We start from the raw sequence: 8579 nt of genomic DNA on the forward strand, positions 1-8579 counted from the left end.
CGCCAACGCGCCCGGCCTCAGCGCGACCAAGTTGACCCCAACACCAAACACGAGCATCCTCAATAACGCGCCACGGTGGTCCCATCCCCCTGGCAATCAGGTGGTCCCATCACCCTGGCAAGCGACACGGCGCCATGAGCGAGTCACCGCCGAGGGCGCCTGGGCCAGAAGGTGGTTCACACATAACAGCGACGGAAATGACGTAAGGGGTTCAGAGCAATGATTGATTTTGGCGTTCTACCGCCGGAGGTCACCTCAATCCGAATGTATTCCGGCCCGGGGTCGGCGCCGATGTTGGCCGCTGCGTCGGCATGGAGCGGATTGGCTGCCGAATTGACCTCTACCGCAGATGATTACGAGACCGTAGTGACCAGACTGCAGAGTGAGGTCTGGATCGGCCCGGCGGCGACGTCCATGGCCGGTGCGGTCCAACCGTACGTGGCGTGGATGAGAGCCACTGCAGCGCAGGCTGAGCAAACAGCCACCCAGGCGCGCATGGTGGTCGCCGCCTACGAGGCTGCGGTAGCGGCAGTCGTTCCCCCACCACTGGTTGCGGCCAATCGCGCCCGGGTGGCATTGCTGGCCTCGACCAACGTCTTTGGCCAAAACACCGCGCGGATCGCGCTTCTCGATGCGGATTACGGCGACATGTGGACTAAGGATGCGACGGCCATGTATGTGTATGCCGCCGCTTCAGCGAATGCCACCCGCCTCACGCCGTTCACGTCGCCGACGCAAACCACCAGCCCGTCCGCCTCGGCCTTGCAAGGCGCCGCCGTCGCGAATGCCGCCGGCACCGCTGCCGGAACGACACAGAACCTGCTGTCAAAGCTGGTTTCTCAGGCGCCCAACGCCTTACTTGATCTGGCCACGCCTCTCTCGTCCCTGTTGGCTTCCGCCGGAGCGGCCCCGACACCACCGTCATGGGTGGTGTGGTTAGAGGATTTCCTGAACCTGATTTCCCCGTTGACCGGTACCTGGTACAACGTCACGGGCCTGCCCTATTTCGGGATCGGCATCACCAACAGCCTTGCATCGACGGCACGAGCCGTCGGAGCGATCGGCCCGGAGGTCGGCGCGGCGGCGGCTTCCGCGGGCGGCGCCGCGGCCGATGCTGCGGGAACGCTGGGCCGCGGTGCACCGATAGCCGCGGGTATGGGTAATGCGCCGGCCGTCGGCAAGTTATCGGTACCGCCAAGTTGGTCGGCGACCGGCCCGGTACCGGCTCCGTCGGTAGGTTCGGTGTCCGCGCCCTTGGTCAGCAATATCGCCTTGCCGGAGGCCGCTTCGGAAAGCAGCAACATGCTGGGCGGCATGCCGCTGGCCGGCCCCGGAGTCAACGCGGCAGGCAGCGCTCCCCGATATGGTTTTCGTCCCAAAGTGATGGTGCGACCACCGTTTGCGGGTTAACGGAATGACGAAAAACACGGCTGTGCCGAAGACTTCACCGGTCGTCGCCCAGGTTGCCGATGCCGACGCCACAACCGATGTCGCACGGCTGCATCGAGGTCTTGCCAACCGGCATATTCAGTTGATCGCGATCGGCGGCGCCATCGGCACCGGCTTGTTCATGGGGTCCGGGCGAACAATCTCGTTGGCTGGTCCGGCGGTTGTGGTCGTCTACGGGATCATCGGGTTCTTCGTTTTTTTCGTGCTGCGGGCGATGGGAGAATTGCTTCTTTCCAACTTGAACTACAAGTCGTTTGTCGATTGCGCGGCCGATCTGTTAGGGCCGGCGGCGGGATTCTTCATGGGTTGGTCGTACTGGTTCGCATGGATCGTCACCGGCATCGCCGACCTGGTGGCGATAACCGGATACTCGAAGTTCTGGTGGCCCGACATACCGGCCTGGCTACCGGTTGTCATCACGGTCTCACTGATCTTGGGCTGCAACTTGTTCAGCATCAGCAACTTCGGGGAGATCGAGTTCTGGTTCGCGTTGATCAAGCTCGCAGCGATCGGCTGCCTGATTGTCGTCGCCGTGATCATGGGAGCCACACATTACGTTTCTCCGCACGGCGCCCGGGCCGGGATTGCCAACCTCTGGAACGACGGCGGGTTCTTCGCCACCGGCTTCATGGGTCTGGTCAGTGGCTTCCAGATCGCGTTCTTTGCCTACATCGGTGTGGAACTCGTCGGCGCCGCCGCCGCCGAGACGGCCGACCCGACACGCACCCTGCCCCGCGCGATCGATGCCGTGCCGGTGCGCGTAGCGATCTTCTACATCGGCGCACTGCTGGCAATCCTGACGGTCGTTCCATGGCGGCAGTTCAACCGCGGCCAGTCACCCTTCGTGATGATGTTCTCCCTGGCCGGAGTTGCCGCAGCGGCATCTGTGGTCAACTTCGTCGTCGCCACCTCAGCCACCTCCGCAGCGAACTCCGGGGTGTTTTCTACCGGAAGAATGCTGTTCGGACTGGCCGACGAAGGCAGCGCCCCAGCAATTTTCGGGAAACTGAATCGCGGCGGCGTACCGGCGCCGGCACTGCTGCTGACCGCCGTGTTACTGCTCACCGCCATCCCGCTGCTTTATGCGGGCGGTTCGGTGATCAGCGCCTTTACCCTCATCACGACCATCTCGTCGTTGCTGTTCATGTTCGTCTGGGCAATGATCATCCTCAGCTACCTTGCCTATCGCCGCCGACACCCACAGCGCCATGCGGCCTCGAACTACCAGATGCCCGGTGGCGTAACGATGTGTTGGGCCGTACTCGCCTTCTTCGCATTCGTGATCTGGACGCTCACCATAAATACCGAGACATTGGTCGCATTGGCGTGGTTTCCGTTGTGGCTCATACTCCTAGCGGTCGGTTGGCTGGTCGTCCGCCGCCGGCCGGGCCGCGCCGAACGATATCGCCGATTTCAAGCCAAGCTTGAGCCAATTCGATGCTGAGCTTCTCGGCGGGACTCACGCGCTTTGCGTTCGTCCGACCGGCCCGGGCAAGGACACCGCCGAAATTCGCCGCGCCACATCGGTTTCGGTGGACGGGCCCGGTTCCCAGGGCGCGATCCACGGTCCGGTGCCCTCCGACTGATCGATGATCCCCTCCTCCAGCCAGGTGTAGCGGCCGTCCAGCACATCGTTGGTCAGGCGAACGTCGCTGCTGTCGGTGTTGGCCCACAACGCGTGGAACAGCGCCTCGACGCGAAGGGTCGCTTGCTCACAGAAGATTTCGGCCAGCTCATACGCCTGATGACCGACGACCGGATCAGCAACCCGCTGCGCCTCGGCCCGAACGCATGCCGCGGACATGGCGAACAGCTCTGCACCGATATCGACGATGCGCCCGAGGAACCCTTGCTTCTGCTCCAGCCTGGCCTGCCAGCGCGCCATGCCGTAGAACGTGTTGCGGGCCAGCTTGCGCGTGGAGCGTTCGACGAATCGCAGATGCGATGCCAACGGGCCGAATTCCTGATATGCCGTGGGTCGTTGCCCTTCGCCGAATACGAGCTGCGGCAACCACTTTGCGTAGAAACCGCTGGCGCCGACCGCCGCTGCGGCCTTCTGGCGCAGATCGGTCTCGGGCTTGGCGAGATCACCGGCAGCTGTCAGGTGCGCATCCACTGCCTCCCGGGCGATGAGCAGCCGCATGATCTCACTGGATCCCTCGAAGATGCGGTTGATCCGCATGTCCCGCAGCGACTGCTCCACCGGTGCCGCACGCTCACCTCGCGCGGCCAGCGACTCGGCGGTCTCGTACCCTCGCCCGCCCCGGATCTGCAACAGCTCGTCGGCAATCCGACAGGTCATCTCACTGGACCACAGTTTGGCCAGCGCCGCCTCGATCCGGATGTCGTTGCGGCCCTCGTCGGCCATCTGACCGGACAGCTCGACCACCGCGTCCAGCGCGTAGGTGGTGGCGGCGATGAACGCGATCTTTCCGGCCACCGCTTCGTGTTTGCCTACCGGTTTGCCCCACTGCACCCGCTCACGAGACCATTCACGCGCTATCTTCAGCGACCATTTGCACGATCCGGTCACCATCGCCGGTATCGCCAGCCGTCCGGCGTTCAGTGTGGTCAGCGCGATCTTCAGTCCGTCCCCCTCCCGACCGATCAGGTTTTCGGCGGGAACCCGCACGCGGTGCAGCCTGGTGACGCCGTTCTCGATACCGCGCAGTCCCATGAACTTGTTGCGCCGCTCCACGGTGATCCCGGGTGAGTCGGCCTCGACGACGAACGCGCTGATGCCGCCCCGATGCCCCTCGCTCTTCGGGACCCGCGCCATGACGACCAGCAGTTCGGCGACCACGCCGTTGGTGGTCCACAGTTTGAGGCCCTCAAGTTCGTAAGCCTTGCCGTCTTCGACCGGTGTGGCCGTCGCGGCCAGGCGCGCCGGGTCCGAGCCCACGTCGGGCTCGGTCAGCAGGAAGGCAGACAGGGCGCCAGCAGCACAGCGCGGCAAGAACTTCCGCTTCTGCTCCGGGGTTCCGGCAAGTTTCAGCGGCTCAGGCACCCCGATCGACTGATGGGCCGACAGCAGTGCGCCCAGGCTCGGATGAACCGTGGAGGCCATCATCAGCGCGCGGTTATAGGCGACTTGCGACATGTTCAATCCGCCATATTCGGCCGGTATTTTCATGCCGAAGCAACCCAGTTCGGCCAAGCCATTGACGTATTCGTCGGGAATCTGGGCATCACGCTCGATCACGCTGCCGTCGACGGCGGTGAGGAATTCCCGCAACTTGCCCAGGAACGCCTCGATGCGAGCCTCCTCGGCTTCCGACGGTTTCGGAAACGGGTGGATGAGTTCGAGCGGGAAGCGGCCAAGAAAAATTTCTTTGGCGAAAGATGGTTTTTCCCAACCACTTTCGCGCGATTCTTCGGCAAGCGCTCTCGCCTGCTGTTCGGTGACTTGCACTTGCTGCGCCATCGCGGCCTCCTCGCTGATGAACCGACATGGGGGTTGATTACCCGGTTCCTGCCCGATAGTACGACGAGAGACGGCCCGAATGACCCTTACCGGCCTCGGCAAAAACTGTGCGATCGCCCAGCGCAGCCCGCGCCTGCTACTCCGAGCGGGACGGGCGCAGAAACACCGCGCCGCCCGGCGCGGCCCGCTGTTACACACGAAAAGCATTGCCGGATAAGCCTGGCCGGCGATCCCACCGAGTTGGTGTCGCTGCAAGGCCGCTTACCCGGCGGCGCTGTGTCGTGGCAGGCCACCGATCCGACAGGAACGGCTGCGCCGGCAACATCCGCAGCCGGCGCGGCTAGGCGTCCAACTCCCGCGCCACGGCCTTGACCACCTCGGAGACCCGCCGAGCCGTCTTGCGATCGGGGTAGCGGCCCTTGCGCAACTCGGGCTGCACCGCGCTCTCCAGCAAGGTGATCATGTCCTCGACCATGCCGTGCAGTTCATCGGGACTGTGCTTGTGCTCGACCACCTCCCGCCGGGTGCGGGAAAGGCTCGGTGGCGGGTCGATCAGCTTGAGGCTCAGCGCCTGCGGTCCGCGCCGCCCGGATGCGATACCGAACTCCACGCGTTGCCCCGCTTTGAGTCCCTCGACGCCCGCCGGCAACGCCGAGGAACGGACATAGACGTCCTCGCCGTCCTCCTGCGACAGGAAGCCGAACCCCTTTTCGGAGTCGTACCACTTCACTTTGCCGGTCGGCACTGCTCTCACCTGCTTGTCTGACGGATCCCTGGGTTTTCCACACCAAGACGCGCCCCGCCTGCACAGGACGCGATGACGATCTCAGATCCTACTCGGATCGTCGCCCGCCGAGCATCCGTGTTTACCGCGTACTGAGTAGGCTGGGATTACCGTTGGAGGAGATATGCGCCTGATCCTGAACGTTATCTGGCTGGTGTTCGGTGGCCTGTGGCTGGCCATCGGATACCTGGTCGCGGCATTGGTCTGTTTCTTGTTGATCGTCACCATCCCGTTCGGTTTCGCGGCCCTGCGCATCGCGTCGTACGCGTTGTGGCCGTTCGGCAGGACGATCGTCGACAAGCCGAGCGCCGGGACCGGCGCCCTGCTCGGCAACGTCATCTGGGTGCTGCTGTTCGGCATCTGGCTGGCAATCGGGCATTTGGTCAGCGCGGTGGCGATGGCAGCCACGATCATCGGCATTCCGCTGGCCCTGGCCAATCTCAAACTGATCCCGGTGTCGTTGGTGCCGTTGGGCAAAGAGATCGTTCCCGTCGGTGCGCCGGCTCGAATCGAACGCGTGACCGCATGACGGTGACGGCGCTGGGCGTTCCGACGGTACGTGGCCGGTTGCCGGAGCCAGCGGCCCCGCCGGACACCGCCCCTGTGGAAGGCCCTTTGCTGGACAGCTTTGGCCGGGTCGCAACCGACCTACGGGTTTCGTTGACCGACCGCTGCAATCTGCGGTGCAACTATTGCATGCCGGCGCAGGGCCTGGACTGGCTGCCCGGGGAGCAATTGCTGCGACCTGAGGAGCTGGGCAGGCTGATCCGTCTCGCCGTCACCCGGCTCGGCGTCACCAGCGTGCGGTTTACCGGCGGCGAGCCGCTGTTGGCCCGTCACCTGGAAGAGGTCGTCGCCGTAACGGCCGGCCTGCGGCCTCGTCCGGAGATCTCGTTGACCACCAACGGCGTCGGGCTGGCACGGCGGGCAGCCGCTTTGGCCGAGGCCGGCCTGGACCGGGTGAACGTCTCGCTCGACAGCGTGGATCGCGCGCACTTCGCGGCCATCACCCGTCGGGACCGGCTCACCGACGTGCTGGAGGGCCTGGCCGCCGCCAAGAGCGCCGGCCTGACCCCGGTCAAGGTGAACGCCGTGCTCGACCCCGCGACTGGCCGCAAGGATGTCGTCAAGCTGCTGAGCTACTGCCTGGAACAGGGCTACCAGTTGCGAGTCATCGAGCAGATGCCACTCGACGCGGGGCACCAATGGCGCCGCAACGCCGCGCTGAGCGCCGACGATGTGCTGGCAGCGCTGCGCCCGCATTTCCGGCTGCGGCCCGACCCGACCCCGCGAGGTTCGGCGCCGGCCGAGCTCTGGCTGGCCGACTCGGGCACCGACACGCCGGCCGGCAAGTTCGGGGTCATCGCCTCGGTCTCGCACGCCTTCTGCTCGACTTGTGACCGCACCCGGCTTACCGCCGACGGCCAAATCCGCAGCTGCCTGTTCTCCAGCGAGGAGACCGACTTGCGCGGCCTGCTGCGCAGCGGCGCTGACGACGACGCGATCGAGCGGGCATGGCGCGCCGCGATGTGGCGCAAACCGGCCGGCCACGGCATCAACGATCCGGATTTCGTGCAGCCCGACCGTCCGATGAGCGCCATCGGTGGCTGACCCGACGGCTGACTCGATGGCAGATGCCACCGGGATTCACGTGACCGTCCGCTACTTCGCGGCGGCGCGGGCGGCCGCCGGTATCGAGTCGGAAACTGTCACGTTGCGGCCCGGCGCCACGGTGGCCGAATTGGTCGACGGCCTGGCCGCACGTAACGCTCGGCTGGCAACGGTGTTGGGCCGATGCTCCTATCTGCGCGACGGTATTGCCGTCCGAGACGACGCCACACCGTTATCCGCCGGCAACACGCTTGATGTACTCCCCCCGTTTGCGGGCGGCTGATCACTGTGAGATTTATCACGTAACGGAACGATAACAAGCCGGACACGGTGCGGTGTCGAGTGTTATGACCTGCGCAAATAGCCGCGCTTCCTGGGGTTTTGGCCGGCGTCTGTGAGCAAAACGCCGGTCCATCTCACACGTGACGAGATTGGCTGAAACCGCTACCGTCTCCGCAGGCTCGTCAACGAATCACTGACTTGCCCGCCCTGCCTACCACGCGCCGAGCTCCATCCAGTAGGTGAGGGGTTCCGACCGCGGATGGAGGCGGGGGACCCACCGGGTCCGCCGAGATCGGACCGGGGCCGTTCACGGCCCTTGGGGTGAAGCCGACGTCGTCTCACCGGAGTACGACGCTGGCCGGGTGGCCTCTCTGGTTTTTTGAAACCAACCCGAACCCGACAGCTGACCTCGTAGGCGTGTACAGAGAGGAATAACCGAGCGTATGAGTGGACGTCACCGTAAGCCCACCACATCAAGCGTCAGCGTCGCCAAGGTCGCCTTTACCGGCGCGGTGCTCGGCGGCGGCGGCATCGCCATGGCCTGCCAAGCGAGCGCGGCCACCGACTGGGAATGGGATCAGGTAGCCCGTTGCGAGTCCGGCGGCAACTGGGCGATCAACACCGGCAACGGCTACTACGGCGGCGTGCAGTTCACCCCAGGCACCTGGGCCTCCCATGGCGGCGGCGAGTTCGCCCCGTCGGCCCAACTGGCCACCCGGGAACAGCAGATCGCGGTCGCCGAGCGGGTGCTGGCGACCCAGGGTCGTGGCGCCTGGCCGGTATGTGGTCACGGACTATCCGCACCGACGCCCCGCCAAGCTTCTGCTCCGGCTGCGTTGAACGGGCCGCTGGACGCCCCGGAGGTCAATGGCGAACCGGCCCCGCTGGCCGACGCCCCACCCCCCGCGGACGTCGCGCAGCCGGCCGACCCGGCCCCTCAGGTGCAGTTCGCCGGTAACGAACTGCCAGCTCCTCAGGCTCCTGCCGAGCCGCCGGCACCGGCCGACCTGGCACCGGCACCGGCCGACC

Annotated in this window: 8 protein-coding genes and 1 riboswitch; of the genes, 6 read left to right on the forward strand and 2 right to left on the reverse strand. The window is 65.4% G+C overall.

Annotation, left to right across the window (positions count from 1 at the left end; translation table 11 throughout):
- Positions 1 to 222: 222 nt before the first annotated feature.
- Together EET03_RS22495 and EET03_RS22500 are read left to right on the forward strand one after the other, a co-directional pair.
- Entirely contained in the window at positions 223 to 1410 is a 1188-nt protein-coding gene (locus tag EET03_RS22495; protein WP_075540821.1) for a PPE family protein, read from the forward strand.
- 4 nt (positions 1411 to 1414) lie between these two features.
- Positions 1415 to 2893: an amino acid permease gene (locus tag EET03_RS22500; RefSeq protein WP_082274388.1), complete on the forward strand. Its 1479-nt coding sequence runs from the start codon at positions 1415 to 1417 to the stop codon at positions 2891 to 2893.
- A 15-nt stretch (positions 2894 to 2908) separates the two neighbouring features.
- Here EET03_RS22500 and EET03_RS22505 read toward each other — a convergent pair whose 3' ends face one another.
- Both EET03_RS22505 and EET03_RS22510 read right to left on the reverse strand, forming a co-directional pair.
- A complete protein-coding gene (locus EET03_RS22505) occupies positions 2909 to 4873 on the reverse strand; it encodes an acyl-CoA dehydrogenase family protein (RefSeq protein ID WP_075540766.1) in 1965 nt (654 codons plus the stop codon).
- Between the two features lie 340 nt (positions 4874 to 5213).
- Positions 5214 to 5618: a cold-shock protein gene (locus EET03_RS22510; RefSeq protein ID WP_063472417.1), complete on the reverse strand. Its 405-nt coding sequence runs from the start codon at positions 5616 to 5618 to the stop codon at positions 5214 to 5216.
- A 163-nt stretch (positions 5619 to 5781) separates the two neighbouring features.
- On the opposite strand from EET03_RS22510, the gene EET03_RS22515 reads away from it, so the two are divergent.
- From EET03_RS22515 to EET03_RS22530, 4 genes are all read left to right on the forward strand, one after another.
- Positions 5782 to 6186 (forward strand): YccF domain-containing protein, encoded by a 405-nt coding sequence (locus EET03_RS22515; RefSeq protein ID WP_063472418.1) that lies wholly within the window; start codon positions 5782 to 5784, stop codon positions 6184 to 6186.
- Positions 6183 to 7268 (forward strand): GTP 3',8-cyclase MoaA, encoded by a 1086-nt coding sequence (moaA, locus tag EET03_RS22520; RefSeq protein ID WP_075540767.1) that lies wholly within the window; start codon positions 6183 to 6185, stop codon positions 7266 to 7268. Before EET03_RS22515 ends, moaA begins: the two co-directional genes overlap by 4 nt.
- 16 nt (positions 7269 to 7284) lie before the next feature.
- Complete coding sequence (locus EET03_RS22525) at positions 7285 to 7551, forward strand: MoaD/ThiS family protein (RefSeq protein ID WP_075540768.1); 267 nt, start codon at positions 7285 to 7287, stop codon at positions 7549 to 7551.
- A 208-nt stretch (positions 7552 to 7759) separates the two neighbouring features.
- Positions 7760 to 7984, forward strand: a riboswitch (cyclic di-AMP (ydaO/yuaA leader).
- A gap of 9 nt (positions 7985 to 7993) precedes the next feature.
- A partial coding sequence (locus EET03_RS22530) for a transglycosylase family protein (protein ID WP_122508830.1) occupies positions 7994 to 8579 on the forward strand: 586 nt, incomplete at its 3' end.

Source organism: Mycobacterium innocens, from assembly GCF_900566055.1.
GTDB classification, from domain to species: Bacteria; Actinomycetota; Actinomycetes; order Mycobacteriales; family Mycobacteriaceae; genus Mycobacterium; species Mycobacterium innocens.

Coding starts and splice junctions, on each gene's coding strand:
- EET03_RS22515 (WP_063472418.1), top strand. CDS start 5,782: ATGCGCCTGATCCTGAACGTTATCTGGCTGGTGTTCGGTGGCCTGTGG.
- moaA (WP_075540767.1), top strand. CDS start 6,183: ATGACGGTGACGGCGCTGGGCGTTCCGACGGTACGTGGCCGGTTGCCG.
- EET03_RS22500 (WP_082274388.1), top strand. CDS start 1,415: ATGACGAAAAACACGGCTGTGCCGAAGACTTCACCGGTCGTCGCCCAG.
- EET03_RS22505 (WP_075540766.1), bottom strand. CDS start 4,873: ATGGCGCAGCAAGTGCAAGTCACCGAACAGCAGGCGAGAGCGCTTGCC.
- EET03_RS22525 (WP_075540768.1), top strand. CDS start 7,285: ATGGCAGATGCCACCGGGATTCACGTGACCGTCCGCTACTTCGCGGCG.